The organism is Leifsonia sp. McL0618 (assembly GCF_049994905.1).
Taxonomy (GTDB): domain Bacteria; phylum Actinomycetota; class Actinomycetes; order Actinomycetales; family Microbacteriaceae; genus Diaminobutyricibacter.
This window is the reverse complement of record NZ_CP188258.1, coordinates 2,371,985-2,397,186: the sequence shown is the minus strand read 5'-3', so window position 1 is coordinate 2,397,186 and position 25,202 is coordinate 2,371,985. Positions and strand designations below refer to the sequence as shown.

At 66.1% G+C, this 25,202-nt stretch carries 25 protein-coding genes; 11 read left to right on the top strand and 14 right to left on the bottom strand.

Features of this window, described 5'->3' with window-relative positions; genetic code table 11:
• Positions 1–17 precede the first annotated feature (17 nt).
• Both ACPPVQ_RS11440 and serB read left to right on the top strand, forming a co-directional pair.
• Positions 18–1,259: a glucose-1-phosphate adenylyltransferase gene (locus ACPPVQ_RS11440; protein WP_426515220.1), complete on the top strand. Its 1,242-nt coding sequence runs from the start codon at positions 18–20 to the stop codon at positions 1,257–1,259.
• A 77-nt stretch (positions 1,260–1,336) separates the two neighbouring features.
• Entirely contained in the window at positions 1,337–1,960 is a 624-nt protein-coding gene (gene serB / locus ACPPVQ_RS11435) for a phosphoserine phosphatase SerB (protein ID WP_426521234.1), read from the top strand.
• On the opposite strand, the gene ACPPVQ_RS11430 is transcribed toward serB, so the two are convergent.
• Positions 1,957–2,667 (bottom strand): beta-ketoacyl-ACP reductase, encoded by a 711-nt coding sequence (locus ACPPVQ_RS11430; protein WP_426515219.1) that lies wholly within the window; start codon positions 2,665–2,667, stop codon positions 1,957–1,959. The genes serB and ACPPVQ_RS11430 overlap by 4 nt on opposite strands.
• A 123-nt stretch (positions 2,668–2,790) precedes the next feature.
• Between ACPPVQ_RS11430 and ACPPVQ_RS11425 the strand changes: the two genes are divergently transcribed.
• The 3 genes from ACPPVQ_RS11425 to ACPPVQ_RS11415 are packed head-to-tail and all read left to right on the top strand — an operon-like array spanning position 2,791 to position 4,261.
• Positions 2,791–3,177 carry a DUF3099 domain-containing protein gene (locus ACPPVQ_RS11425; protein WP_426515218.1) on the top strand — a complete coding sequence of 129 codons (387 nt, stop codon included), beginning with the start codon at positions 2,791–2,793 and terminating at the stop codon, positions 3,175–3,177.
• A complete protein-coding gene (locus ACPPVQ_RS11420) occupies positions 3,174–3,416 on the top strand; it encodes a hypothetical protein (RefSeq protein WP_426515217.1) in 243 nt (80 codons plus the stop codon). The genes ACPPVQ_RS11425 and ACPPVQ_RS11420 overlap by 4 nt, the downstream gene beginning before the upstream one ends.
• Positions 3,413–4,261: an SURF1 family cytochrome oxidase biogenesis protein gene (locus ACPPVQ_RS11415; RefSeq protein ID WP_426515216.1), complete on the top strand. Its 849-nt coding sequence runs from the start codon at positions 3,413–3,415 to the stop codon at positions 4,259–4,261. The genes ACPPVQ_RS11420 and ACPPVQ_RS11415 overlap by 4 nt, the downstream gene beginning before the upstream one ends.
• 68 nt (positions 4,262–4,329) lie before the next feature.
• On the opposite strand, the gene ACPPVQ_RS11410 is transcribed toward ACPPVQ_RS11415, so the two are convergent.
• From ACPPVQ_RS11410 to ACPPVQ_RS11375, 8 genes are all read right to left on the bottom strand, one after another.
• Positions 4,330–5,928, bottom strand: a complete 1,599-nt coding sequence (locus ACPPVQ_RS11410; protein WP_426521232.1) for an ABC-F family ATP-binding cassette domain-containing protein — start codon at positions 5,926–5,928, stop codon at positions 4,330–4,332.
• Between the two features lie 159 nt (positions 5,929–6,087).
• Complete coding sequence (locus ACPPVQ_RS11405; RefSeq protein ID WP_426515215.1) at positions 6,088–6,417, bottom strand: metal-sulfur cluster assembly factor; 330 nt, start codon at positions 6,415–6,417, stop codon at positions 6,088–6,090.
• A gap of 9 nt (positions 6,418–6,426) precedes the next feature.
• A complete protein-coding gene (gene sufC / locus ACPPVQ_RS11400; protein ID WP_426515214.1) occupies positions 6,427–7,224 on the bottom strand; it encodes a Fe-S cluster assembly ATPase SufC in 798 nt (265 codons plus the stop codon).
• 6 nt (positions 7,225–7,230) lie between these two features.
• Positions 7,231–7,542, bottom strand: a complete 312-nt coding sequence (locus tag ACPPVQ_RS11395) for a non-heme iron oxygenase ferredoxin subunit (RefSeq protein ID WP_426515213.1) — start codon at positions 7,540–7,542, stop codon at positions 7,231–7,233.
• Between the two features lie 11 nt (positions 7,543–7,553).
• Entirely contained in the window at positions 7,554–8,813 is a 1,260-nt protein-coding gene (gene sufD / locus ACPPVQ_RS11390; protein ID WP_426515212.1) for a Fe-S cluster assembly protein SufD, read from the bottom strand.
• A 40-nt stretch (positions 8,814–8,853) separates the two neighbouring features.
• The gene (sufB, locus tag ACPPVQ_RS11385; RefSeq protein WP_426515211.1) at positions 8,854–10,272 is read right to left on the bottom strand and encodes a Fe-S cluster assembly protein SufB; all 1,419 of its coding nucleotides are present in this window, start codon (positions 10,270–10,272) and stop codon (positions 8,854–8,856) included.
• 216 nt (positions 10,273–10,488) lie between these two features.
• Positions 10,489–11,448, bottom strand: a complete 960-nt coding sequence (locus ACPPVQ_RS11380; protein WP_426515210.1) for a COX15/CtaA family protein — start codon at positions 11,446–11,448, stop codon at positions 10,489–10,491.
• A gap of 72 nt (positions 11,449–11,520) precedes the next feature.
• Positions 11,521–12,441: a heme o synthase gene (locus ACPPVQ_RS11375; RefSeq protein WP_426515209.1), complete on the bottom strand. Its 921-nt coding sequence runs from the start codon at positions 12,439–12,441 to the stop codon at positions 11,521–11,523.
• 278 nt (positions 12,442–12,719) lie between these two features.
• On the opposite strand from ACPPVQ_RS11375, the gene tkt reads away from it, so the two are divergent.
• From tkt to pgl, 6 genes are read left to right on the top strand one after another with little or no spacing between them, the layout of a single operon-like run.
• On the top strand, positions 12,720–14,813 hold the full coding sequence (tkt, locus tag ACPPVQ_RS11370) for a transketolase (RefSeq protein WP_426515208.1): 2,094 nt from the start codon (positions 12,720–12,722) through the stop codon (positions 14,811–14,813).
• Between the two features lie 39 nt (positions 14,814–14,852).
• Positions 14,853–15,965, top strand: a complete 1,113-nt coding sequence (gene tal / locus ACPPVQ_RS11365; RefSeq protein ID WP_426515207.1) for a transaldolase — start codon at positions 14,853–14,855, stop codon at positions 15,963–15,965.
• Positions 15,962–17,572, top strand: a complete 1,611-nt coding sequence (locus ACPPVQ_RS11360) for a glucose-6-phosphate isomerase (protein ID WP_426515206.1) — start codon at positions 15,962–15,964, stop codon at positions 17,570–17,572. Before tal ends, ACPPVQ_RS11360 begins: the two co-directional genes overlap by 4 nt.
• 26 nt (positions 17,573–17,598) lie before the next feature.
• Positions 17,599–19,140: a glucose-6-phosphate dehydrogenase gene (gene zwf / locus ACPPVQ_RS11355; protein ID WP_426515205.1), complete on the top strand. Its 1,542-nt coding sequence runs from the start codon at positions 17,599–17,601 to the stop codon at positions 19,138–19,140.
• A complete protein-coding gene (locus ACPPVQ_RS11350; protein WP_426515204.1) occupies positions 19,137–20,105 on the top strand; it encodes a glucose-6-phosphate dehydrogenase assembly protein OpcA in 969 nt (322 codons plus the stop codon). Before zwf ends, ACPPVQ_RS11350 begins: the two co-directional genes overlap by 4 nt.
• The gene (gene pgl / locus ACPPVQ_RS11345; RefSeq protein ID WP_426515203.1) at positions 20,102–20,872 is read left to right on the top strand and encodes a 6-phosphogluconolactonase; all 771 of its coding nucleotides are present in this window, start codon (positions 20,102–20,104) and stop codon (positions 20,870–20,872) included. Before ACPPVQ_RS11350 ends, pgl begins: the two co-directional genes overlap by 4 nt.
• Before the next feature lie 564 nt (positions 20,873–21,436).
• On the opposite strand, the gene ACPPVQ_RS11340 is transcribed toward pgl, so the two are convergent.
• The 5 genes from ACPPVQ_RS11340 to gap all read right to left on the bottom strand — a co-directional run bounded on the left by ACPPVQ_RS11340 (position 21,437) and on the right by gap (position 25,191).
• Complete coding sequence (locus ACPPVQ_RS11340; RefSeq protein WP_345764707.1) at positions 21,437–21,805, bottom strand: RNA polymerase-binding protein RbpA; 369 nt, start codon at positions 21,803–21,805, stop codon at positions 21,437–21,439.
• Positions 21,806–21,841: 36 nt separating this feature from the next.
• Entirely contained in the window at positions 21,842–22,093 is a 252-nt protein-coding gene (gene secG, locus ACPPVQ_RS11335) for a preprotein translocase subunit SecG (protein ID WP_426515202.1), read from the bottom strand.
• Positions 22,094–22,162: 69 nt separating this feature from the next.
• Positions 22,163–22,966 carry a triose-phosphate isomerase gene (tpiA, locus tag ACPPVQ_RS11330; RefSeq protein WP_426515201.1) on the bottom strand — a complete coding sequence of 268 codons (804 nt, stop codon included), beginning with the start codon at positions 22,964–22,966 and terminating at the stop codon, positions 22,163–22,165.
• Positions 22,954–24,171 carry a phosphoglycerate kinase gene (locus tag ACPPVQ_RS11325; protein WP_426515200.1) on the bottom strand — a complete coding sequence of 406 codons (1,218 nt, stop codon included), beginning with the start codon at positions 24,169–24,171 and terminating at the stop codon, positions 22,954–22,956. Before ACPPVQ_RS11325 ends, tpiA begins: the two co-directional genes overlap by 13 nt.
• A gap of 15 nt (positions 24,172–24,186) precedes the next feature.
• Positions 24,187–25,191: a type I glyceraldehyde-3-phosphate dehydrogenase gene (gene gap, locus ACPPVQ_RS11320; RefSeq protein ID WP_426515199.1), complete on the bottom strand. Its 1,005-nt coding sequence runs from the start codon at positions 25,189–25,191 to the stop codon at positions 24,187–24,189.
• Between the last annotated feature and the right edge of the window lie 11 nt (positions 25,192–25,202).

The following is a 25,202-nucleotide window of genomic DNA, read 5'->3' as shown; positions in this document are numbered from 1 at the left end:
GCCTCTACTCTTGAGCCATGGCTGGCACAAAGATCTTCGGCATCGTCCTTGCTGGTGGCGAAGGGAAACGGCTGATGCCCCTCACAGCCGATCGAGCCAAGCCGGCCGTTCCGTTCGCGGGCCAGTACCGACTGATCGACTTCGCACTGTCGAACCTGATCAACTCGAACCTGCGCCAGGTCGTCGTACTGACGCAGTACAAGTCGCACAGCCTCGACCGTCACGTTTCGCAGACCTGGCGCCTCGACGGCATGCTGAACTCGTACATCGCCTCGGTCCCCGCGCAGCAGCGTCTGGGCAAGCGCTGGTTCAGCGGTTCGGCCGATGCCATCCTGCAGAGCCTCAACCTGCTCCGCGACGAGAAGCCCGACATCGTTGTCGTCGTCGGCGCCGACCACGTGTACCGCATGGACTTCGCCCAGATGATCGACGCGCACATGGAGTCGGGCGCGCCGGCGACGGTGGCCGCGATCCGCCAGCCCATCGGTCTCGCCGACCAGTTCGGGGTGATCGAGGTCGACCCGAAGCATCCGGACCGCATCGCAGCCTTCCGCGAGAAGCCGACCGACCCGGTCGGTCTCCCCGACGCGCCGAACGAGGTCCTCGCCTCGATGGGCAACTACGTCTTCGACGCGGATGCCCTCATCGAGGCCGTGATCCGCGACGGCGACCGGCCCGACTCGAACCATGACATGGGCGGCGACATCATCCCCGACTTCGTCAACCGCGGCGAGGCCGGTGTCTACGACTTCCAGCGGAACGACGTGCCCGGGTCGACCGATCGCGACCGCTACTACTGGCGCGACGTCGGGACGATCGACTCGTTCTTCGAAGCCCACCAGGACCTCATCTCTGCGCTCCCGGTCTTCAACCTGTACAACCGGTGGTGGCCCATCTTCAGCCAGCAGCTGAACTCGCCGCCGGCGAAGCTCGTGCGCGACGGGCGGGGGTCGCTCGGCGTCACCATCGACTCGATCGTGTCCCTGGGCAGCGTGATCTCGGGGGCGCACCTCGAACGCAGTGTGCTCGGGCCATGGGCGAAGATCGAATCCGGTGCGCACGTCGTCGACTCCGTCGTGTTCGACCGTGCCGTCATCGAACCGAACGCGTTCGTCGGCCGTGCCATCCTCGACAAAGACGTGGTCGTCTCCGCCGGCGCCTCCATCGGCGTCGACGCCGCACGCGACCGAGCGCGTGGTTTCACCGTCACCGAATCCGGCATCACTGTCGTCGGCAAGGGAGTACACGTCGTTCCATGACGCAGAGTTCCACACCCCTGAACACCCCGATCGACCCGAATAACTCCGCTGGACAACTCGTCGGCAGCCCCCGCTTCATGGTGGTGCTCGACGCCGATTCGACCCTCATCCACGATGAGGTCATCGAGCTGCTCGCCGAGGAGGCCGGGTCACGCACCGAGGTCGCGGAGATCACCGACCGCGCGATGCGCGGAGAACTCGACTTCGAGCAGAGTCTGCGCGAGCGCGTGAAGACGTTGGCCGGGCTTCCGGTCGACGTCTTCGAGCATGTCGGTCAGCGGGTTCGCGTGACCGACGGAGCCGCGGAACTCGTTGCCGGCGTGCAGGCGGCCGGCGGCGCGGTCGGCGTCGTCTCCGGCGGCTTCCACGAAGTGCTCGACGGGCTCGGCCACCGTCTCGGGCTCGACCACTGGCGCGCCAACCGCCTCGAGGTGGCCGACGGGGTGCTCACCGGGGGGCTGGTCGGTGCGGTCGTGGATGCCGAGGCCAAAGCACAGGCGCTGCGCGAGTGGGCAGCGGCCGCGGGCATCCCCCTGCGTCGCACGGTCGCCGTCGGCGACGGCGCCAACGATCTGCGGATGATGGCAGCAGCCGCCCTGTCCGTCGCGTTCAACGCGAAACCCCGCGTGCGCGCCGAAGCGAATGTCGTCATCGACCGCCAGGACCTGTCGCAGGTGCTGGGGTTACTGGGATTGCGCTAATGCCCCATCCCGAGGCCGCCGTCGACCGGGATGACCGCACCTGAGATGTACGCTGCGTCGTCCCCCGCGATCCAGGCGACCACCTTCGCGACCTCGTTCGGCGTCGCGAACCGACCGGCCGGGATGTTGCGCTTGTATTCCGCCTGCTGGGTCTCCGGAAGCTCCGCGGTCATGTCGGTCTCGATGAAGCCCGGAGCGACGACGTTCGCGGTGATCCCGCGTGCGCCCAGTTCGCGCGTGATGGAGCGCGCCATCCCGACGAGACCGGCCTTCGACGCCGCGTAGTTTACTTGGCCGGCCGATCCGTACAGACCGACCACGCTCGAGATCAGCACGATGCGACCGTAACGGGCCTTGAGCATGTTCTTCGAGGCCCGCTTGATCACGCGGAACGAACCGCCGAGATTCGTGTCCACGACCGCGTCGAAGTCTTCCTCGGTCATGCGCATGAGGAGCGTGTCGCGGGTGATACCTGCGTTCGCGACGACGACCTCGACCGGGCCGAGCTTCTCTTCGACCTCGGCGAACGCTGCGTCGACGGCAGCCGTGTCGGTCACATCCGCGCGCACAGTGAGGCTTCCCTCCGGACCTTCGCCCGAACGCGCCGTCACGGCAACGCGGTGGCCCTGTGCCAGAAACTCCTCGGCGATGGCGAAACCGATGCCGCGGTTTCCGCCGGTCACGAGCACGGTGCGTGAGGTTGTCATCCGGGGTCCTCTCCTGTGTCCAGGCCGGGCGCCTGACATCGAACGCGTACCAGTTTATGGTCTGGGTTGGACGTAGGCTTGAGGTGACGGATCGGGCCCGATTCGCGGGCACCCGTAACGGACATGAAACAACAGTCGATCACCAATCTTCCGCTCTCGCCTGACGAGGAGCGACGTCGCCGGATGATCAAATATTCGGTGGCGATGGGTATTCGCGTGCTCTGTATCGTCTCGATCCTGTGGGTCCCGGGATGGTGGGCGATCATCCCGGCGATCGGGGCTGTGTTCCTGCCCTACTTTGCAGTCGTCATCGCGAACGTCGGGTCGGACCCGCGTCAAGGTGGCGTACAGCGACCAGGCAATATCCTTCCGATGACGCCTCCTGCGTATTCGCCGGGTGCGGACGCGGGTACGGGCGCTGGTGCAGATCAGGGCGGGCCGGATGAACAGGGTCGGGACGACGCTGACGAAGATGATGAAGACGGCGAGCAGAGGGAGCATGGCACGTGATCGGGTTCGGTGAACCGGAGGCGCTGACGTGCTCACGCGCGAACTGCCGCGAGACGGCGGCGTGGCGCATCGAGTGGCGCAACCCGAAGATCCACACGGAGGATCGCGTGAAGGTGTGGCTGGCGTGCGACGAGCACGTGGACTTCCTGCGGGAGTTCCTGGCGGCACGTGAATTCCCGCTCCGCGTGGTCGCGGTCGCGGATCCTGCGTCGCAGGTCGCCGGCGGAGCAGCCTCGTGAAGGGCTGGCGTTTCGCATTCTCGCGTCGCTGGCTGGGCTACATCGCCTTCGCCATCGTGTTCGCGATCGCATGCGGAGGGCTGTCGGCATGGCAGCTCGCGCGCAGCAAGGAGGCTGCGGCGGCGAACGCGCTGCTCGACGCGAACTTCAACTCGCACGCGCTCCCCCTGCAGCAGGTGCTGCCGACACTCACCTCGTTCTCAAAGGACCAGGAGTGGAAGCGGGTGACGATGACCGGAACCTATGTGACGGATGACGAACTGCTCGTGCGCAACCGCCCCCTGGACAGCACACCCGGCTTCGAGGTCCTCACTCCGCTCCGTCTGGCCGACGGCTCTCTCTTCATCGTCGACCGGGGATGGGTGCCCACCGGCACTCGCACCGACGCGCCCGACAGCGTTCCGGCGGCACCAGGCGGCCAGGTCACGGTCACCGCCCGACTGAAGCCCGGCGAACCCCACCTCGACGGTCGCACCGGGATCGGCAACCAGGTGGCGACGATCGAGCTCCCCGACATCCGCAAACGCATCGGCGGGGATGTCTACACGGCCGCCTACGGACTCCTCGATTCGCAGGACCCCGCCCCCGCATCCGCACCGGAACCGACCGTGACGGCGCCACCGACGCAAGACGAAGGCCTGCACTGGTCGTACATGATCCAGTGGATCATCTTCGCCCTGATCGGCTTCTTCGGCCTCGGCTACGCGTTGCGCACCGAATATCGCAAACTCAACGAGGACGACCCGGCCGAGCAGTCGCGCGCAGCTGAACGGGAACGCCGCAAGGCGCTCAAGACACGCACAGACGCGGAGATCGAAGACGACCTTCTGGAGCGCTGGACCTAAGAGAATCGCATGCGATCCAGCCGTGCCAGTTCCGAGCGAGCTTCGCTCGCGAGGCTAGACCCTTTGCGTCACGCCAGCGAGATGAGGTCGAGGTAGTCCTTGTTCCAGTGGTCCTCGGTGCCGTCGGGCATGATGAGCACGCGCTCCGGGTTGAGGGCCTCGACAGCCCCCTCGTCGTGGCTCACGAGCACAACTGCGCCCTCGTAGTGAGCCAGCGCGTCCAGGATCTCTTCGCGGCTGGCAGGGTCGAGGTTGTTCGTCGGCTCGTCGAGCAGCAGCACGTTCGCACCCGAGACGACGATCATCGCCAGGGCGAGACGGGTCTTCTCACCGCCGGAGAGCACCCCGGCCGGCTTGTGCGAGTCGTCGCCGGTGAACAGGAATGAGCCGAGCACGCGCCGGGCTTCCGTCTCCGTCAGGCTCGGCGACGACGACATCATGTTCTGCAGCACAGAGGCTTTGACGTCGATGGTCTCGTGTTCCTGCGCGTAATACCCGATCCGCAGTCCGTGACCCGGCTCGATCTGGCCGGTGTCGGGCCGGTCGACGCCCGCGAGCATCCGCAACAGGGTCGTCTTGCCCGCGCCGTTGAGCCCGAGCACGACCACCTTGGAGCCGCGGTCGATGGCGAGGTCGACGGCGGCGAAGATCTCCAGGGACCCGTAGCTCTTCGACAGGTCGCTCGCCTGTAGCGGCGTGCGCCCGCATGGTGCCGGCGTCGGGAACCGGAGTTTGGCCACCCGGTCGACGGAGCGCACGTCTTCGAGTCCTGCAAGCAGCTTCTCTGCACGGGCGACCATCTGGTGAGCGGCCGCGGCCTTGGTCGCTTTCGCACCGAACTTCGCGGCCTGGAGTTGCAGGGCGCCGGCCTTCTTCTCGGCGTTCGCCCGTTCCTTCTTGCGGCGTTCTTCGTCGGCTGCGCGCTGGCGCTGGTAGTTCTTCCAGCCCATGTTGTAGATGTCGATGACCTGCCGGTTGGCGTCGAGGTAGAAGACGCGGTTGACAGTCTCACCGACGAGTTCGACGTCGTGGCTGATCACGATGAAACCGCCGGTGTAGTTCTTGAGGAACTCGCGCAGCCAGACGACCGAATCGGCGTCGAGGTGGTTCGTCGGCTCGTCGAGGATCATCGTGCGGGCATCGGAGAACAGGATGCGCGCGAGCTCGATGCGGCGGCGCTGGCCGCCCGAGAGGGTCTTCAGCTGCTGGTCCAGGATGCGATCGGGCAGGTTCAGGTTGCTGGCGATGGATGCGGCTTCAGCTTCGGCCGCGTAACCGCCGAGCATGTGGAACTGCTCCTCCAGCCGGCCGTACTTCTTCATCGCAGCCGCGCTGACTTCGGGGTCGTCGCTGGCCATGTCGTGCGTCGACTGCTGCATCCCGAGCACAATGCTTCCGAGACCGCGCGCGTCGAGGATGCGCGTACGCGCGAGATCTTCCGGGTTGCCCGAGCGCGGGTCCTGTGGCAGGTAGCCGATCTCCTCGCTGCGATCGACGCGGCCGCCGGTCGGCAGCGATTCGCCCGCCAGCACCTTCGTGAGCGTCGTCTTTCCAGCGCCGTTGCGCCCCACGAGACCGATCTTGTCCCCGTCGGCGACACGGAAGTCGACCCCTTCCATGAGGAGTCTGGCTCCGACTCTGAGCTCAAGGCCATGCACGCTGAGCACAGATGTCATCCAATTCTTTATGTCGCGTTTCCACGACAGGGGTAGGGGTATCGCACCAGTATATTTCCCTCACCCGAACGGCAGCCGAGCACAGGAAAAGTCACGTCTTTCGAGAGAATCCGGATGCTTTTACCTGTGCTCGAGAGCAGGGCGGGCGGGTCAGATCGCGAAGCCGATGGCGCGCATCATGTCGCGGCCGTCGTCGGTAATGCGCTCGGGACCCCACGGCGGCATCCACACCCAGTTGATGCGGAAGGCCTCGACGATGCCGTCGAGCGCTTCGGCGGTCTGCTCCTCGAGTACATCGGTGAGCGGGCATCCGGCGCTCGTCAAGGTCATGGAGATGATGAGCGCGTTGTTCTCGTCGTCCCAGCCGAGATCGTAGATCAGGCCGAGGTCGACGACGTTGACCCCGAGCTCGGGATCGACCACGTCTTTCAGAGCTTCTTCGACCTGGTCGAAGAGCTCCGGCGCCAGGGTTGCAACCATGCCGTCAGCCTACGCCTCTGCGGGAGCGGGAACGTCGGTTTCGACGGCAGGCTCAGGGGTTTCGGTGTAGCGGTCGTATCCCTCGTCTTCGAGACGGTCGGCGAGTTCGGGACCGCCCTCCTCGGCGACGCGACCGGCGACGAACACGTGTACGAAGTCCGGCTTGATGTAGCGGAGGATGCGCGTGTAGTGGGTGATCAGCATGATGCCGAGGCCAGTACTCGCCTTGGCGCGGTTGACGCCCTCCGAGACGACCTTGAGTGCGTCGACGTCGAGGCCGGAGTCGGTCTCGTCGAGCACGGCGATCTTGGGCTTGAGGAGCTCGAGCTGCAGGATCTCGTTGCGCTTCTTCTCGCCGCCCGAGAAGCCTTCGTTCACGTTGCGCTCGGCGAACGTGGTGTCCATACGGAGCTTCGTCATCGACTCGCGGACTTCTTTGACCCAGCCGCGGATCGCGGGCGCCTCGCCGTCGATCGCCGTCTTCGCCGTTCGCAGGAAGTTCTGGTTGGTGACGCCGGGGATCTCGACCGGGTACTGCATTGCGAGGAAGAGGCCGGCACGTGCACGCGCGTCCACAGTCATCGCAAGCACGTCTTCGCCGTCGAGGGTGATGGTGCCGCTGGTGACCGTGTACTTGGGGTGACCGGCGATCGTGTACGCGAGAGTCGACTTTCCGGAACCGTTCGGGCCCATGATCGCGTGGATCTCGCCTTCGCGGATGGTCAGGTCGACGCCGTTGAGGATGGGCTTGGCGCCCTGCTCCGTTACGACGGTGACGTGGAGGTCGCGGATCTCAAGAACTGACATGTGCTTCTAAATCTCTTTCGTTGCGGTCGGGTCGATGTAGACGTCTCCATCGATCAGCTCGACCGGGTAGACGGGGACCGGCTCGTACGCCGGCAGGTTCAGGGGCTTGCCCGTGACGAGCGAGAACTGCGAGCCGTGGGCCCAGCACTCGAGGGTCTCGTCTTCGACGAAGCCCTCGGACAGGGAGATTTCACCGTGGGTGCAGGTGTCGCCGATGGCGTGGACGGCGCCCGACGAGTCCTTCACGACGGCGATCGGGATGCCGTCGACCACGACGCGGATCGCCTGGTTCTCGACAAGTTCCTCATAGGAGGTCACGCGCGTGCCCACTAGTTCTTCCCCGGGCCGGCTGCCTCAACGCTGGCTGCCTCAGCGCTGGCTGCCTCAGCGCCGGCTGCTTCGGACGGCTCGAGCGCCGTGAGCTCGGCTTCGATCGCGTCGGTGAGGCGTTCCTGCAGCGCCGGCGAGCCGATCCGCTGCACGATGTCGGCGAGGAAGCCGCGCACGACGAGCCGCCGCGCTTCGTCTTCGGTTATGCCACGGGACTGCAGGTAGAAGAGCTGCTCGTCGTCGAAACGGCCTGTCGCGCTCGCGTGACCGGCGCCCAGGATGTCCCCGGTCTCGATTTCGAGGTTCGGCACCGAGTCGGCGCGTGCGCCATCGGTGAGCACGAGGTTGCGGTTCTGTTCGTAGGTGTCGGTTCCGACGGCCTTCGGGCCGATCAGCACATCGCCGACCCAGACCGTGCGCGCGCCGGCGCCCTGCAGTGCACCCTTGTACGTGACGCGGCTGCGCGTGTGTGGTGCGTCGTGGAAGACGTAGACCTGCTGCTCGAGGTGCTGCCCGGCATCCGCGAAGTATGCGCCCAGCAGTTCGGCGTCCGCTCCAGCGCCGACGAGGTGTGCGGCCGGGTTCAGGCGCACGACGTCTCCCCCGAGGGTGACGGCGATGTGCTTGAGGCGGGCATCGCGTCCGACCGAGGCGAAATGCGTCGCGACGTGGATGCCGTCGTCATCCCATTGCTGCACCGTCACGACGGTCAGCGCCGCCGATTCGCCGACGATGATCTCGACGTTCTCCGTCAGGTGAGCGGCTCCGGTGTTCTGGAGGATGACGGTTGCGCGGCTGAACGGCGCGGCCTCGATGACCGTGTGGGCACCACGCGCCCCCTGTCCGAGCTCGGCGCGGGTGAGGGTGAACTCCTTCTCGTCCTCTCCGGTGACCGAGATGACTAGAGCCTTCTCGAAGCTCGTCCAGGCGTTCGCGGATGCGCGTTCCTCGGGTGAGCCTGCGGAGCCGATGCGCGCGTCGTCGCGACCGACCCAGGAGACGTTCACTCCCGGGGTTTCGGTGGTCGAGACGTCGTACGGCGAACCGTCGAGTTCACTCGATGTCAGCTCGGCGATGCGCGCGACAGGCGTGTACTTCCAGGTCGCCTCTCGACCGGTGATCGCAGGAAACTCATCAACTTTCGTCGAATGGAACCGTTCCGACCGCGTCTGGATGGGGACGAGTCCCCACCCTCCGTCGGTGTGCTTCGTCAGTCCGTGCTGTTCAGATGTAGGAGTCGGTGTTGTTGCCATGCTCATTTGGCCGACAGTGCCTTTCGACGAAGAATGAGGAGAATGGTCATCCGACAGAGCCTTCCATGCCCATTTCGATGAGCTTGTTGAGTTCGAGTGCGTATTCCATGGGCAGCTCGCGCGCGATCGGCTCGATGAAGCCGCGGACGATCATCGCCATGGCCTCGTCTTCTGGCATGCCCCGCGACATCAGGTAGAAGAGCTGCTCCTCGCTCACGCGCGACACCGTCGCCTCGTGGCCGAGCTGCACGTCGTCGACTCGGATGTCGATGGCCGGGTAGGTGTCCGACCGCGAGATCGTGTCGACCAGGAGCGCGTCGCAGCGCACGGTGTTGGCGGAGTGGTGGGCGTTCTGGTCCATCCGCACCTCACCGCGGTAGCCGGCCCGGCCCCCGCCGCGCGCGATCGACTTGGAGACGATCGACGACTGGGTGTACGGCGCCATGTGGATCATCTTCGCACCGGCGTCCTGGTGCTGACCGGGGCCCGCGAAGGCGACCGACAGGGTCTCGCCCTTGGCGTGCTCCCCCATCAGGTAGATCGACGGGTACTTCATGGTGACCTTCGACCCGATGTTGCCGTCGATCCATTCCATCGTCGCGCCCTCGGCAGCTGTAGCGCGCTTCGTGACCAGGTTGTAGACGTTGTTCGACCAGTTCTGGATGGTCGTGTAACGCACCCGGGCGTTCTTCTTGACGATGATCTCGACGACGGCCGAGTGGAGCGAGTCCGACTTGTAGATCGGGGCCGTGCAGCCCTCGATGTAGTGCACGTAGCTGCCCTCGTCGGCAATGATGAGGGTCCGCTCGAACTGGCCCATGTTCTCCGTGTTGATGCGGAAGTAGGCCTGGAGGGGGATGTCGACGTGAACGCCCGGCGGGACGTAGACGAAGGATCCGCCCGACCACACGGCGGAGTTCAGCGCCGCGAACTTGTTGTCACCGCTCGGGATGACGGTACCGAAGTACTCCTCGAAGAATTCGGGATGCTCGCGCAGGGCCGTGTCGGTGTCCATGAAGATGACGCCCTGGGCTTCGAGCTCCGCGTTGATCTGGTGGTAGACGACCTCGGACTCGTACTGGGCGGCGACGCCGGCGACGAGGCGCTGGCGTTCCGCCTCGGGGATGCCGAGCTTCTCGTAGGTGTTCTTGATGTCGTCGGGAAGGTCTTCCCAGGTCTGGGCCTGCTTCTCCGTCGACCGGACGAAGTATTTGATGTTGTCGAAGTCGATCTCCGACAGGTCTGCGCCCCAGGTGGGCATCGGCTTGCGCTCGAAGAGCTGGAGAGCCTTGAGGCGGCGCTTGAGCATCCATTCGGGCTCGCTCTTGAGGTTGGAGATATCGGTGACCACCTCCGGCGAGATTCCGCGGCGTGCCGAAGCCCCGGCTGCGTCGGAATCGGCCCAGCCGAACTCGTACTGCCCAAGGCTGTTGAGTTCGGGGCGGTCGATCAGGATGTCTGACATATCTACCTCGTTTCCTACCACACGTAACCGGCTGTCATTCCGGCTCATTCCCCACCCTGGGCGACATGCATCGCCTTCCGGAGGATCGTGATTGTGCGAGTGGCTGGTGTGCGTACCTAATATGTTCGAGCATTTGGGCGACGCTGCCTCGGCGCCGGCAGGCGCGCGTCACGAACACTTCATTCTACAGGCAGGCTCCCAGCAACCAGCGAAGTGTCAACGAATTGACAGTGAGCGCGCTGGTTCACCCGGCGTGAGCGACACAGTCGGGAACAGATCGGGGTTCACGTCGAGGACGACCCGCAGGACGCCGACCCAGACGAGAGCGGCGCCGAGCAGATGCAGGGCGACCAGGGCGTCAGGCAGGCCGGTGAACGACTGAACGACCCCGATGCCGGCCTGCAGGAGCAGGACGACGATGAACGTGACGGTTCGGCGGCGGGCGAGCACCGCATCCGGGACGCGGGCCAGAACGACGAGCAGTGCGACGGCGAGAACGAGCGTTGCCGTGCCGAGGATGGCGTGGACGATCGTGATGTTCTGCCAGTCGAACGTCATGCGGGGAACGTCGGCAGAATCGCCAGAATGGGGGCCGGAACCGGACACGAGGGTGCCGACCATGATCAGGACGAGCGTCACGGCCAGGAGGACGTAGCTCAGGACGCTGGCGACCCGCGGGATCGCGACTGTGCGGGATTCGCTCAGGTGCGCCCGGTGCCAGGTGAGTGCGGTCGTCGTCAGCAGGGCGATCGCCATCATGAAATGGAAGGCGACGATGTACGGGTTGAGCGCCGTGAGAACGGTGATGCCCCCGGCGACCGCGTTCGCGACGACCAGCCAGAACTGCGACCACGCCAGACGCGTCATGGTGCGGTTACGCGGCTTCTGCAACCGTGCGGCGACGATGACCCAGCCGACGGCGGCGCACAGCACGCCCGTCATCATGCGGTTCGAGAACTCGATGATCGCGTGGATGCCGAGAGCCGGGGTCGGGGTGAGCGAACCCACCTCGCAGCTCGGCCAGGTCGGGCAGCCGAGCCCGGAACCCGTGACCCGGACGACTCCCCCGCTGAAGACGATGATGATGCTCACAACGAGTGCCGCGGTGGTCGCCCATCGAAGGGAACGCGGTCCGAGGGTATAGCGCGCAGCCAGATACGCGAGCGGGGTTTGCACACTCCATCGTAACCGGACCGAACCTGTCCGGATCCCGTGCGCAGCCGGGCCCCCGCGGTCACCGGCGCCGTGTCAGAAGTGGAGCAGCGGGTCGATCGCGATCGCCAGGAAGAGGAGCGTCAGGTAGGCGATGGACCCGTGGAACACCCGCATCGGGGAGACGTGTTCGTGGCGGATCGCCAGGTTGTAGAGGCGGTGCGTCTCGTAGATGAACCAGCCGCCCGCGCCGAGCGCCACGGCGGCGTACAGGATGCCCATGTCGGCGACAGGGATCAGCAAAAGTGAGCAGGCGACGGTCGCCCACGCGTACAGGATGACCTGGAGGCCGACGACGGCACGACCCCGCACGACGGCGAGCATCGGCACGCCCGCCGACTTGTAGTCGTCGCGGTACTTCATCGACAGGGGCCAGTAGTGCGGCGGGGTCCACAGGAAGATGATGAAGAAGAGGATGAACGGAGTCCACGTGAGCGAACCGGTCACGGCGGCCCAGCCGATCAGCACCGGCATGCAGCCGGCGATGCCGCCCCAGACGATGTTCTGCGGGGTACGGCGCTTCAGTATGAGCGTGTAGAAGACGACGTACAACAGGATGGCGACGAGCGACAGCCCTGCGGCCAGCCAGTTGGCGAAGAAGCCGAGCACGAGGATGGACGCGACGCCAAGGCCCCAGGCGAACACCAGAGCTTCGCGGTCGGAGAGCTCACCGGTGACGAGCGGCCTGTTCTTCGTGCGGTTCATCACGCGGTCGATGTCGCGGTCGAAGTAGCAGTTGAACGCGCCGGCCGATCCCGCGCTCATCGCTCCCCCGACCACGGTCGCGAGCACGAGCAGGAGGTTGGGGATGCCGTTCTGCGCCAGGATCATCGTGGGAACGGTGACGACCAGAAGGAGTTCGACGACGCGAGGCTTGGTCAGTGCCAGGTAGGCCTGGAGCTTGCGCCGTGCGCCGATTCGACCCGGTCCCACTCGGCTCTCTACAGCGACGTCCATTGCTCCTCTAACGGTCGAATCCCCCACACGATTCTAGGGCATCAGTGCAGGGAGGCATTCCCCCCGGGATGGGCGTACGTTACGGGGAACACGTCAGGTTTCCTACGTGTTACCTATACTTGGAGGTGCTCGCCAGCCGAAGCGCATTCACCCCCGGCCTCTTTGTAGGTCTCCCACGGTGCTCGCGTCAGGCGCCGAAGACGTCCGCGGCGCGCACTACCTCAATCGGTGCGGGACATGACGGCCCGTCACCCTCTCTACGAAGGGTCAGTTTTCACGTGGCAGCTCTGCAATGGGATCCCATTGACAACAAGGCAGTAGACACCGCTCGGGTACTCGCAGCGGACGCGGTTGAAAAGGTTGGCAACGGGCATCCCGGCACAGCCATGAGCCTCGCACCGGCTGCCTACCTGCTCTTCCAGAAGGTGATGAAGCGCGATCCGCAGGACCACCACTGGCTCGGCCGCGACCGATTCATCCTCTCTGCCGGTCACAGCTCCCTGACCCAGTACATCCAGCTCTATTTCGCCGGAGACGGCCTCAAGCTGACCGACCTCGAGGCGCTTCGCACGTGGGGCTCGCTCACTCCGGGCCACCCGGAGTACCGCCACACCGATGGCGTCGAAATCACCACCGGGCCGCTCGGCCAGGGCATCTCGTCGGCGGTCGGCTTCGCGTACGCCAGCCGGTTCGAGCGCGGTCTCTTCGACCCTGACGCCGAACCGGGAACCAGCCCGTTCGACCACTTCGTCTATGTGATCGCCGGCGACGGCGACTTGCAGGAGGGCGTGAGCTCCGAAGCGTCCTCGCTCGCGGGCCACCAGCAGCTGGGCAACCTCATCGCGATCTACGACAGCAACCAGATCTCGATCGAAGACGACACGAACATCGCCTTCACCGAAGACGTGAAGGCCCGCTACGAGGCGTACCACTGGCACGTCCAGGTCGTGGACTGGAAGAAGTCCGGCGTATACAGCGAAGACGTCGTCGCACTGAACGACGCGATCGCTGCCGCCCAGGCCGTCACCGACAAGCCGTCGCTGATCATCCTGAAGACGATCATCGGGTGGCCGAGCCCGAAGAAGCAGAACACCGGCAAGATCCACGGTTCGGCGCTCGGCGCCGACGAACTGGCCGCCGTGAAAGAGGTCCTCGGGTTCGACCCGGCGAAGACGTTCGACGTGCCGGCAGAGGTCATCGAGCACACTCGCAAGGCGGTCGACCGCGGCATCGCCGCCCACGCCGAGTGGGACGTGGCTTTCGCTGCCTGGGCAGAGGCGAATCCCGAGCGCAAAGCGCTGCTCGAGCGAGTCCTGACCGGAGAGCTGCCCGAGGGCGTCGAAGCGGCGCTGCCGGTCTTCGAGGCGGGCAAGGACATCTCGACCCGCGCCGCCAGCGGCAAGGTCATCAACGCGATCGCTCCACTGATGCCCGAGCTGTGGGGCGGCTCGGCCGACCTCGCCGAGTCCAACAACACGACCATCGAGGGTGCGGCGTCGTTCGTGCCCACCGAGCACTCGACGCACGAATGGACCGGCAACCCGTACGGGCGCGTCCTCCACTTCGGTATCCGCGAGCACGCGATGGCCGCGATCATCAACGGCATCGTGCTGCACGGGCCGACCCGCGCCTTCGGCGGCACGTTCCTCATCTTCAGCGACTACATGCGCCCGGCCGTCCGCCTGTCGGCGCTCATGCGGGTGCCGTCGATCTTCGTCTGGACGCACGACTCCGTCGCGCTCGGCGAAGACGGACCGACCCACCAGCCGATCGAGCAGCTCGCGACGCTTCGCGCCATCCCGCACCTCGACGTGGTGCGTCCAGGGGACGCGAACGAGGTCGCATGGGCGTGGAAGACCATCCTCGAACGCCGCAAGGGGCCGGCCGGCATCGCGCTGACCCGCCAGAACATCCCCGTCTTCGCGCGCGGCGACGGCGACGCATCCGGCGACACCTTCGCATCGGCGAAGAACGTAGCCAAGGGCGCGTACGTGCTCGCGGAGGCGCCAGGCGGAACGCCCGACGTGATCTTCATCGCGACCGGCTCAGAGGTGCAGATCGCGGTGGATGCGCGTGAGGCGCTCCGCGCCGAAGGCATCAACGCCCGCGTTGTATCCGCGCCCAGCCTCGAGTGGTTCGAAGAGCAGAGCGACGCGTACCGTGCATCCGTGCTCCCGGCGTCTGTGAAGGCCCGCGTCTCCATCGAGGCCGGTCTCGACCTCACCTGGCGCAAGTATGTGGGCGACCACGGCCGCAGCGTGTCGATCGAGCACTTCGGCGCATCCGCCGACTACAAGACCCTGTTCCGCGAGTTCGGCATGACCACCGAGCACGCCGTCGCGGCAGCCAAGGAATCGCTCGGGTCCCTCTGAGGCCCGGCACAGAACGTCACGCACAAGAGAAGAGAAGAAATGACAGACGCAACACCCACCGCCCAGCTCTCGGAAGCAGGAGTCAGCATCTGGCTCGATGACCTGTCGCGTGAACGCATCCAGTCGGGTGGGTTGCAGAAGCTGATCGACGAGAAGAACGTCGTCGGCGTCACCACGAACCCGACGATCTTCGCGACCGCCCTCTCCAAGGGCGAGGCATACGATGAGCAGGTGCGCGAGCTGGCGAAGGCCGGAGCGAACGTCGTCGACGCGGTCTTCGAGATCACGACCGACGACGTCGCCGACGCGAGCGACATCTTCCACGCGGTCTTCGAGGCCACCAACGGGGTCGACGGCCGCGTGTCGATCGAGGTCGAGCCGGGGCTCGCGCACGACGCCGCGGGAACGATCGCCGAGGCCAAAAAGCTGGCCGCGAAGGTCGACAAGCCCAACGTGCTCATCAAGATCCCGGCGACGGTCGAGGGCCTCGAGGCCATCACCGAGACGATCGCGGCGGGCATCAGCGTCAACGTCACGCTGATCTTCAGCCTCGAGCGCTACCGCCAGGTCATCGACGCCTACCTGACCGGACTCGAGAAGGCGAAGGCGGCGGGCATCGACCTGTCAGGCATCCAGTCGGTCGCCTCGTTCTTCGTCTCGCGTGTAGACACCGAGATCGACAAGCGGCTCGTCTCCATCGGCACAGATGCGGCGCTCGCGCTCAAGAGCAAGGCAGGAGTCGCGAACGCCCAGCTCGCCTACCAGGCGTTCGAGGAAGCCTTCGCCACCGATCGTGCCAAGTCCCTCCTGGCGGCCGGCGCCAATGCGCAGCGGCCGTTGTGGGCGTCGACGGGAGTCAAGGACCCGAGCCTGCCCGACACCCTGTACGTGACCCGGCTGGTCGCTCCGGGCGTCGTCAACACGATGCCCGAGAAGACCCTCGAGGCGACGTTCGACCACGGAGTCATCACGGGCGACACCGTGACCGGGTCGTACGCTGCAGCAGACGAGGTCCTCAAGGCGATCGGTGCACTCGGAATCTCCTACGACGAGGTCACCGCGCTCCTCGAGAAGGAAGGCGTCGAGAAATTCGTCGTCTCCTGGAACGAGCTGCTCGACACCGTGACCGCCGCGCTCGAGGCAGCGAAATGAGCTTCAAGGTCCACGTCTCCGGGGCAGCGGAAGACGCCGTCAAGGCAGCGCTCCCCCAGCTCGTGGCCGACCTCGTCGCCTCGGGCATAACGGCCCAGGACGCAGGACTGTGGGGACCGGATGCCGAGGCAGAGGCGGCGAAACGGCTCGGCTGGACAGAGTCGGTCGCCATTTCGCGCCCGCTGGTACCCGAGATCGTCGCGCTCCGTGATGAGCTCAACGTCAAGGGCGTCGACCGCATCGTGCTCGCCGGCATGGGGGGTTCGTCGCTCGCACCGGAGGTCATCACTCAGACGGCTGCGGTCGAGCTGACGATTCTCGACTCGACCGCCCCCGGCCAGGTTCTCGCGGCACTGCGCGACAGGCTCGAGGCGACGGCGCTCGTCGTATCGAGCAAGTCGGGATCGACACTCGAGACCGACAGCCAGCGCCGCGTGTTCGAGAAGGCCTTCCGCGACGCCGGTATCGACCCCCGCGAGCGGATCATCGTCGTGACCGACCCTGGCTCCCCTCTCGACGCGTCTGCGCGCGAGGCCGGCTACCGTGTCTTCAACGCCGATCCCAACGTCGGCGGCCGCTACTCCGCGCTGACTGCTTTCGGGCTCGTTCCGTCCGGCCTCGCCGGGGTGGACATCGAGGAGATGCTCGAAGAAGCCGAGACGATCTCGCTCGAACTCGCGATCGACGACCCGACGAACCCCGGGCTCATCCTCGCCGCGGCGATCGCCGGCAGCAACCCTCTCAAGGACAAGCTCGCCCTCGTCTCCGACGGCACGCACATCATCGGCCTGCCCGACTGGGCGGAGCAGCTGATCGCCGAGTCGACCGGCAAGCAGGGCACCGGCATCCTCCCCGTCGTGCTCGACAAGCTCGCACCCGAACTGTCGGCGAACCTGCCCGACCTCCAGGTCGTGCGGATCGTCGACAACGCAGAGGCGCGTCACCTGTTCCCGTCCGACCGGCACCACGGCGAGATCCTCGTCTCCGGCAGCCTCGGGGCGCAATTCCTGGTGTGGGAGTACGCCACGGCCATCGTCGGCCGGATCCTGGGCATCAACCCGTTCGACCAGCCCGACGTGGAGTCGGCGAAGATCGCCGCGCGCGGCCTTCTCGACAACCGCCCCGCGCCGACCGAACCGGCCTTCGTCGCCGACGGCATCGAGGTCCGAGGCTCCGAGGTGGTCGTCTCGGGTAGGGACTCGCTGTCGGGGGCGGTGGATGCGCTTCTCGCCCAGCTCGGACCTGACGGCTACGTCTCGGTCCAGGCCTACGTCGACCGCATCGCCCTCCCGCAGCTCGAAGGTCTCCGCGACCTTCTCGCGGCCAAAGCGAAACGGCCGGTCACCTTCGGCTGGGGGCCGCGATTCCTGCACTCGACCGGGCAGTTCCACAAGGGCGGTCCTGCTGTCGGTGTCTTCCTCCAGATCACCGAGAACGCCCCGGAAGATCTTGAGATCCCCGACCGGCCGTTCACGTTCGGGCAGCTGATCCAGGCGCAGGCCAACGGAGACGCGAGCGTGCTCGCGGACCATGGCCGACCGGTTCTCACCCTCAACCTCACCAACCCCGAGGCGAACCTCGTGCCTCTCTTCGACGCGGTCAACTAGCGCGTCAACGCGAACCAAGGAGCTCAATGTCCCCGGTGGAAATCACCCCGGAGTTCAACCCGCTGCGGGTGCCGTACGACAAGCGTCTCAATCGCATCGCCGGCCCCAGCAGCCTCATCATCTTCGGTGTGACGGGAGACTTGTCGCGGAAGAAGCTGATGCCGGCGGTCTACGATCTCGCGAACCGGGGACTGCTCCCGCCGGGCTTCTCGCTGGTCGGGTTCGCCCGGCGCGACTGGGAAGACCAGGACTTCGAAAAGGTCGTGTACGACGCGGTCAAGCAGTATTCGCGCACGCCGTTCCAGGACGACGTGTGGCAGCAGCTGGCGCAGGGCGTCCGGTTCGTCTCCGGAGAGTTCGACGACGAGGCGTCGTTCGAGCGGCTGAAGGAGGTGGTCGACAAACTCGACGTCGAACGCGGAACCATGGGAAACCACGCTTTCTACCTCTCCATTCCGCCGAAGGCCTTCCCGCTGGTGACCGAGCAGCTCAGTCGCTCCGGACTGGCCAAGCAGGAGCCGGGCCATTGGCGACGCGTCGTCATCGAAAAGCCGTTCGGAAGCGACCTGAAGAGCGCCCGTGAGCTGAACAACGTGGTGGAATCGGTCTTTCCGCCCGACTCGGTGTTCCGCATCGACCACTATCTGGGCAAGGAGACCGTGCAGAACATCCTCGCTCTGCGCTTCGCCAACGAGCTGTATGAGCCGATCTGGAACGCGAACTACGTCGACCACGTGCAGATCACGATGGCTGAAGACATCGGCGTGGGCGGCCGGGCCGGCTACTACGACGGAATCGGCGCTGCCCGCGACGTCATCCAGAACCATCTCCTCCAGCTCCTCGCCCTCACGGCCATGGAAGAGCCGATCTCGTTCGACGCCGCCGACCTGCGCGCAGAGAAGGAGAAGGTCCTCGCGGCCGTCCGGCTCCCCGAGGACCTCGGCACCGCGACCGCCCGGGGACAGTACTCGGGCGGCTGGCAGGGCGGTGAGAAGGTGGTCGGCTTCCTCGAAGAAGACGGCATGAACCCGAACTCGACCACCGAGACCTACGCCGCAATGAAGCTCGGGATCGGCACCCGCCGTTGGGCAGGGGTCCCATTCTACCTGCGGGCTGGCAAGCGTCTCGGCCGCCGCGTGACCGAGATCGCCGTCGTCTTCAAGCGCGCGCCGCAGCAGCTCTTCGCCGAGAGCCAGACCTCGGCGCTCGGCCAGAACGCGCTCGTGATCAGGGTGCAGCCCGACGAAGGTGTGACCATCCGCTTCGGTTCGAAGGTTCCCGGCGCTGGTATGCAGGTGCGCGACGTGAGCATGGACTTCGGCTACGGCCATGCCTTCACCGAGGCGAGCCCCGAAGCGTACGAAAGGCTCATCCTCGACGTGCTCCTGGGCGATCCGCCCCTGTTCCCGCGTCATGAAGAGGTCGAGCTGTCCTGGAAGATCCTCGACCCGATCGAGGAGTACTGGGCGACACAGGGCCCGCCCGAACAGTACCGCCCCGGAACCTGGGGCCCGAGCTCCGCCGATGAGCTTCTGGCTCGCGACGGCCGAACCTGGAGACGCCCATGATCGTCGACCTCCCCGCCACCACTACCAGTAAGGTCTCGAAGGCGCTCGTCAAGATCCGTGAAGAGGGCGGCGCGGTCGCGCTCGGCCGCGTGCTCACCCTCGTCATCGCCACCCATCTCGGCCAGGAAGAAGAAGCGATCGAGGCCGCGAACGACGCCTCGCGCGAGCATCCGATGCGCGTCATCGTGGTGTCGACCGAAGATCCCAACCACGTCGCGCCAACCGAATCGGAAGGCCGGCTTGACGCCCAGATCCGTGTCGGCGGCGACGCCGGTGCGAGCGAGGTCATCGTGTTGCGCGCCTACGGCGAGACGGCGAGCGACGAGGAAGGCCTGGTGACAGGACTGCTGCTTCCCGACGCCCCCGTCGTCGCATGGTGGCCTGGAGCGGCGCCGGAAGTCGCATCCGCTTCCCCTCTCGGCCGCATCGCGACCCGAAGGATCACGGATGCGTCGGCCCAGCCCGACCCGCACGAGGCGCTCCGACACCTCTCCCGCACCTACAAGCCGGGTGACACCGACTTCGCCTGGACGCGCCTGACGCTCTGGCGGGCGCAGCTCGCCGCCGTACTCGACCAGCCGCCGTATGAAGCGATCGAGTCTGTTGAAGTCGCCGGTGCGGCGGATTCACCCTCGACGGTGCTTCTTGCGGCCTGGCTCTCCCTTCAGCTCCAGGTTCCGGTGAAGCACGACCTCACCTCGCGCGCGACCGGTTCGAGTGGCATCCACGGTGTCCGGCTCGGCCGCGCATCCGGAATCATCGAGCTCGAACGCGAGATTCCCGACGTTGCGCGTCTCTCGGAGCCCGGGCAGCCGACCCACGACCTGTCGCTGCCACGCCGCAATCTCCGCGACTGCCTCGCCGAGGAACTGCGTAGGCTGGATCCCGACGACCTGTACGGTGAGGTGATCACCAAAGGCCTGGAAGAGCTTGAGGCCGACGAAGGAGTGGGCGCGAACCGATGACGAACGAACGACGGGTTCTGGTCCACCCGGACAAGCAGGCACTCGCCGGCTCGGTCGCGGCGCGCTTCCTCACGAAGACTGTCGACATCATCGACGATCTCGGGGGCGCGAACATCGTGCTGACGGGTGGAACCATGGGAACGGGCGTGCTCCAGGCCGTTAACGACTCGCCGGCCCGTGACAGCGTGGACTGGTCAAAAGTGCACTTCTGGTGGGGTGACGAGCGCTGGCTTCCCAAAGCCGACGCCGAACGCAATGAGTTGCAGGCCCGCCGGGCCCTGCTCGACAACATCGCCGTGCCTCCCAGGAACATCCATCCGTTCGCTGCGTCCGACGAACTCGACGACCTGGAAGCGGCCGCTGCAGCCTACTCCGAAGAGCTCGCGACATTCGCGGGCGAGGGTGCACGGTATCCGCGCTTCGACATCACGTTCCTCGGGGTCGGGCCCGACGGGCACATCGCCTCCCTGTTCCCGGACCGCGCGGGAATCCGCGAAATCGAGGCGACTGTCGTTGCCGTTCGCCACTCGCCCAAACCGCCGCCGGAACGACTCAGCCTCACCCGTCCCGTCCTGAACTCGTCGGATCGCATCTGGCTGGTACTCGCAGGCGAGGACAAGGCGTCCGCGCTCGGCCTTGCGCTCGCGGGCGCGAGCTACACCGAAGTGCCCGTCGCCGGCGCCAAGGGCCGCAAGCGCACGGTGTTCTTCGTCGACCAGGACGCAGCTGCCGAAGTGCCGGCGAACCTCATCGCGCCGTCTTATTAGCGCGCCGGTCCCCGCCCGGCGCGCCGTGGCATGCTGCGGCCGCGCGCGAGCGCCCTTCGCATGCTGCGCAGCGGGTTGCTCGTAGACGCGCCGTCCGGCGCGCCGTGGCATGCTGCGGCCGCGCGCGAGCGCCCTTCGCATGCTGCGCAGCGGGTTGCTCGTAGACGCGCCGTCCGGCGCGCCGGGGCGTGCTGCGGCCGCGCGCGAGCGCCCTTCGCATGCTGCCCAACGGGTTGCTCGCAGACGCGCCGCCCGGCACGCCGTGGCATGCTGCGGCCGCGCGAGCGACCTTCGCATGCTGCCCAGCGGGTTGCTCGTAGACGCGTCGCCCGGCGCGCCGTGGCATGCTGCGGCCGCGCGCGAGCGACCTTCGCATGCTGCCCAGCGGGTTGCTCGCAGACGCGCACTGGACTCGCACTCGTGGTGTCGGAGCGCGCCAGGTAGAGCTGGTGCCGTGGGACGTATCTTTGTGCGGGCGGACCAATGGGGTGCGCCGAACAGTTGCGGGCGCGAGACAGCGAAAAACCCCCGCCGGGTCATCCGGCGGGGGTTTCTCTGTGTGAGCTAGTTGGTTGCGCTGAGCTTGCCGCGACGTGCGCGAAGCTGTGTCAGGGCATCTTCGAGCAGCTGCTCGGCCTCGTCTTCGGTGCGACGCTCCTTCACATACGCGAGGTGCGTCTTGTACGGCTCGAGCTTGGCGACCGACGGCGGGTTGTCCTTGTCACGGCCGGCAGGCAGGCCCGACGAAGGTGAGTCGATGATGTCGGGAATCTCGTCGTCGGGCAGGTTCGCCGCGAAGTGACGCACGGTCTCATTGCCCAGCGCGTCCCAGTACGAGACGGAGATACGCTCTGCGTGGTAGCCGCGGTCCTGCTCCCCCATCGGGCCGGCGCCAACGCGCGAGCCCCGAATTGCGCTTCCACCGGATGCCATTGTTCCTCCTCTGGCCCGCAGGCCGATGTGCTGTGGTTAGGCGCCAGTATCGAACTTGGTGATCAGTCCGAGTACGACGATGCACGTGATCCAGACCAGCCCGAGGATCACGGTGATGCGATTGAGGTTGCGTTCAGCAACGCCGGATGCTCCGAGGTTGGAGGTGACGCCGCCGCCGAACATGTCGGACAGACCGCCGCCGCGACCCTTGTGCAGAAGGATGAGCAGGGTCAGCAGGAGGCTGGTGATGCCCAGCAGCACCTGCAGGACGACCTGGAGAATTTGCACGAGAAAACCTTTCGGGGAACGTCCGGGCTCAGCGCCCGGGAAGACCACAGACCAGTATAACCGCAGCCGTCACAGACCGACGTGTTTCTGATATCGCACGATGGCCGCGAACTCGTCCACATCGAGGCTCGCGCCGCCGACGAGCGCGCCGTCGACATTGGGCTCGCGCATGAAGCTGGCGATGTTTCCGCTCTTGACGGACCCGCCGTACAGGATGCGCGTCTTGGCAGCGACATCTTCACCGAGAACGTCGACGAGCACGGCGCGGAGAGCCGCAGCGACCTGCTCCGCCTGTTCCGGAGTCGCAGCCTGACCGGATCCGATCGCCCAGACGGGCTCGTAAGCGACCACGATGTCGGCAGCTGTCGACACATGCGCCAGTGCTGCGCGCAACTGGGCGACCGGGATGGCGCTCGGTCCGTGCTCCTCGAGATCTTCGGCCGTCTCGCCTACGCAGATGATCGGCGAAAGGTTCTGCCCGAGGGCGGACGCCACCTTGCCGGCAACCTGTTCGTCGGTCTCAGCGTGGAGGGTGCGGCGTTCCGAGTGCCCGATGATGACGTAGCGGCACTCCAGCTTCGACAGGAAGGTTGCAGAGATCTCGCCCGTGTATGCACCCGACAGTTGCTGAGACACGTCCTGCCCGCCGAAAGCGATCGGAAGCTTGTCGGCCGACACGAGGGTCTGAACACTGCGAAGATCGGTGAAGGGCGGGAACACGGCGACTTCGACGGCTGTGAAGTCGTGGTTGGCGTCTTTCAGCGTCCACGCGAGCTTCTGGACGAACGCGATCGCCTGGAGGTGGTCGAGGTTCATCTTCCAGTTGCCGGCGATCAGCGGCGTGCGCCGCACCGACGAACTCACTGCTGCCATCCGAGGACCTCCAGGCCGGGCAGGTGCTTGCCTTCGAGGAACTCGAGGCTCGCCCCACCGCCAGTAGAAATGTGACCGAACTGGTCATCGTTGAAACCGAGTGCCCGAACGGCAGCAGCCGAGTCACCACCGCCGACGACGCCGAGGCCGTCGATCTCGGTGAGCGCCTGGGCGATCGCCTTCGTTCCTGCCGCGAACGGCGCTAGCTCGAAGACACCCATCGGGCCGTTCCAGAACACCGTGTGCCCGGCGCGGATGTACTCCGCGAACAGCTCTGAGGTCTCCGGTCCGATATCGAGACCGAGTCCGGCGGAGCCCCACTCAGTGTCTTCGATCCCGTCGATCGGACGCACGACGTGGTCGGCATCCGCGCTGAATTTGGACGCGACGACGACGTCGCGCGGGAGTACGATCTCGACGCCGAGTTTCTGCGCCTGCTCGAGGTATCCCTTGACTGTGTCGATCTGGTCGGCCTCGAGAAGACTGGAACCGACCTTGTGGCCCTGGGCTGCAAGGAACGTGAACAGCATCCCTCCGCCGATCAGCAGCGAGTTCACGCGCGGAAGGAGATGACCGATGACGCCGAGCTTGTCGGAGACCTTCGAACCGCCCAGCACGACGACGTACGGCCGCTCCGGGTTCTCTGTGAGCCGATCGAGCACGTCGAGCTCGGTGGCGATGAGCTGCCCTGCGGCGCTCGGGAGCGCCTTCGCCAGCTCATACACGCTCGCCTGCTTGCGGTGGACGACGCCGAAGCCGTCGCTGACGAACGCGTCGCCGAACTCGGCGAGCCGCGCGGCGAATGCCTCGCGCTCCGCGTCGTCCTTGCTCGTCTCACCGGGGTTGAAGCGCAGGTTCTCGAGCAGGGCGACGTCGCCGTCTCCGAGGCCGTCGACGGCCTCGCGGGCGCCTCCGCCCACGGTGTCGCGGGCGAAGGTCACCGGCTTGCCCAGGAGCTCACAGAGCCGCTGTGCGACGGGTGCGAGGCTGTACCGGGAGTCCGGTGCGCCCTCAGGCCGGCCGAGATGAGAGATCACGACGACCCTGGCGCCCTGGTTGATCAGGGCGTTCAGCGTGGGAATCGACGCTCGCACACGGCCATCGTCCGTGATCTGCCCGTCCTTGAGAGGAACGTTCAGATCACAGCGGACGATGACGCGCTTGCCGGCGAGCGAACCGAGTGAATCCAATGTGCGAAGCGTCACGTCGGTTCCCTGGTGTTAGAGGCGCTCTGCGACGTACTCGGTGAGGTCGACGAGGCGGTTCGAGTATCCCCACTCGTTGTCGTACCACGCCGACAGCTTCACCTGGTCGCCGAGCACGCGGAGCAGTCCGGAGTCGAAGATCGAGGAGTGCGGGTCGCTGACGATGTCGCTCGAGACGATCTCGTCTTCGGTGTACTTGAGGATGCCCTTGAGCGGTCCCTCCGCAGCAGCCTTGTAGGCGGCCTTGACCTCGTCGACGGTGACCGGACGGGATGCGGTGACGGTCAGGTCGGTGATCGAGCCGGTCGGCACAGGCACGCGCAGCGCGAACCCGTCGAGCTTGCCCTTCAGCTCCGGGAGCACCAGGCCGATGGCCTTGGCCGCGCCGGTCGAGGTCGGGACGATGTTGATCGCGGCGGCACGCGCACGACGCAGGTCACTGTGCGGGCCGTCCTGCAGGTTCTGGTCGGCGGTGTAAGCGTGCACCGTCGTCATCAGGCCGCGCTCGATGCCGAACGTGTCGTTGAAGACCTTGGCGAGCGGCGCGAGGCAGTTCGTGGTGCACGAGGCGTTCGAGATGATGTGGTGGTTCGCCGGGTCGTAGGTCTCTTCGTTGACGCCCATGACGAACGTCGCGTCCTCGTCGGTCGCCGGAGCCGAGATGATGACCTTCTTCGCGCCGGCATCGATGTGCTTGCGGGCGTCTGACGCCTTCGTGAAGCGGCCGGTGGATTCGATGACGATCTCGACGCCCAGCTCGCCCCACGGCAGGTTCGCCGGGTCGCGCTCTTCGAGAACCTTGATCGGCTTGCCGTTGACGACGATGGAGTCGCCTTCGAGCTCGACGGTGGCGTCGAGGCGCCCGGTGATGGAGTCGTACTTCAGGAGGTGGGCAAGGGCCTTGTTATCGGTGAGGTCGTTCACCGCGACGACTTCGAAGTCGCTGCCCTTGGCGAGAGCCGCTCGCAGGTAGTTACGACCAATGCGACCGAACCCGTTGATTCCGATCTTTACGGACACAGATGACTCCT